The organism is Aquiflexum sp. (genome assembly GCF_977115555.1).
Window position 1 is genome coordinate 1 of record NZ_CDSBKL010000575.1, and the last position, 1,974, is coordinate 1,974.

The 1,974-nt window shown below is 40.0% G+C and carries 3 protein-coding genes; all 3 read left to right on the forward strand.

Annotated elements, in window-relative coordinates; translation table 11 throughout:
* Positions 1-205 (forward strand): LytTR family transcriptional regulator DNA-binding domain-containing protein (locus tag ACZFYI_RS19720; RefSeq protein WP_462525830.1); only part of this gene is annotated, 205 nt, incomplete at its 5' end.
* Between the two features lie 90 nt (positions 206-295).
* Positions 296-1,453 (forward strand): acyltransferase family protein, encoded by a 1,158-nt coding sequence (locus ACZFYI_RS19725; RefSeq protein ID WP_462525831.1) that lies wholly within the window; start codon positions 296-298, stop codon positions 1,451-1,453.
* 23 nt (positions 1,454-1,476) lie between these two features.
* The coding region (locus ACZFYI_RS19730) for a hypothetical protein (RefSeq protein WP_462525832.1) at positions 1,477-1,974 on the forward strand (498 nt) is incomplete at its 3' end.

A 1,974-nucleotide genomic window follows, 5' to 3' on the forward strand; every position in this document is an offset into this window, starting at 1 on the left:
GATGACGCTGAAGGAATTTGAAACCCAACTCAAAGCGCCTGAACACATCATCAGAACCCACCGGTCCTACCTTGTCAACCTCCATTATGTAAGCGATATCAAGGGAAATGCGCAGGGGTATCAATTGCATTTAGAGCATCATCCCGAACCGATTCCTGTTTCCAGAGGAATGATTCCTCTCTTTGAAAGCCGCATCAACGCCTAGACTTTGTCATTCATCACAAAACCTTGACAGCCATCCCAAGAGTATTTTAATCACTTTTTTGATTTCTACATTTGACCAAAAGAAAATAAAATGCGCAGATACGATTTGGATTGGCTACGGGTCATCGTTTTTGGATTGTTGATATTTTACCATGTGGGGATGTTTTTTGTCCCTTGGGGTTGGCATATAAAAAATGACATCATCTACCCCAATCTCCGTTGGCCGATGCTTTTTGTGAACCAATGGCGCTTACCCATCCTGTTTGTGATATCGGGAATGGGCACTTTCTATGCTCTTTCTAGAAGGACTGGCACTCAATTTTCCTTGGAGCGGATTCAACGCTTGTTCATCCCCTTGGTCTTTGGTATGTTTTTCATCGTACCGCCACAGATTTATTTCGAGCGCTTGGACAAGGGACAGATCGCGCCCGGATATTTTGACTATTGGCCATCGCAACTATTTGTCAACGGTGCTTATCCGGAAGGGAATTTCTCCTGGCACCACCTTTGGTTTTTGCCTTACCTACTATTGTTTTCTTTGGTTTTGATTCCGGTATTTTTGTACCTCAGGGACCATCCACAGGCGGGGATTCTGAGAGGGATGCGAAAGTTGGCGGCGAAACCATTGGGATTGTTTTGGCTGGTGATTCCGCTGTATGTTTGGGAATCACTGGTAGAGCCTTTCTTTCCATCCACCCATGCTTTGGTCGGGGATTGGTTCAATATCATCAATTTCATCACTTTCTTTTTCTATGGTTTTCTGTTGATATCCGTCAAGCAGATTTTTTGGAAAACAGTGCAGGAAAACCGTCGCAAGTACCTATATCTGGGATTGGTCGGATTTACGCTGATGGTGGGATTGAGGCAATTGTATGAAGATTCTGTTTTGGTCCATTTTATAGAAGCGGGATTCAAAGTCATCAATCTTTGGGCTTGGATCTTGGTGTTGTTTGGATACGCTGCTGCTTATTTGAACAAACCAAGTTCACAACTTGCCTACGCCAATGAAGCGGTATATCCGTTTTACATCCTCCATCAGACCATCACAGTTGCTTTGGGATATTGCCTGATGCATGCAGACTTGGGACTTTTTGTCAAATTTTCCCTGATGTCCATCGGAACCTTTGGCTTTGCCTGTCTTATCTATGAACTAGGCATCAGAAGATGGAATTGGGTAAGGCCCTTGTTTGGGTTGAAGGGGAAATTTAAAGAGTTGAAAATTAATTCTTTGAAAGGTTCCAAGATTTAAAGAATCATTTTAATGATTTTTAAGTGGAAATTTTCAGTTTCTTTAAGAGTAATAAAAAACCCATTCTTGGTAAATTGAGTTTTTGCTCCAATAGTTACTTTATGCTAAACGATAATATTTTTTCCATTCCACGGCTTCACCAATTTTTTTCTGAAATAGGTGAAAATAAATTATTGAAATTATCTGATAAAAAGTGGTTTGAACTTATTGAAAATATTCAATCTATTGAAGAGGATTGGAATAAATTCTCAGAATCACTTGAAGAAATGTCATTATGCGGAAGGGTGATTAATCGGTCTGCTTTGGCTAACCCCTATAGTCTACGTACAGAAATAAATCTGAAAAACAGCAGGGATAGTTTGGTAATCTGTCTGACCAGCTTGGGTGAATTTTATGGTTTCTATTACTATTCCTTTTCCAAAGAAGCAGGAATTCCAATTAGATTTTATCCAAAAGACTTTCGGGATTTTTCGAAAAATATTGAAAAAGTCGATTCAAGAATAAGCTATTTCCCGTTTTCA

Bases quoted from the DNA above. Each gene is read 5' to 3' on its own strand.
- ACZFYI_RS19725 (WP_462525831.1), top strand. From the start codon at position 296: ATGCGCAGATACGATTTGGATTGGCTACGGGTCATCGTTTTTGGATTG.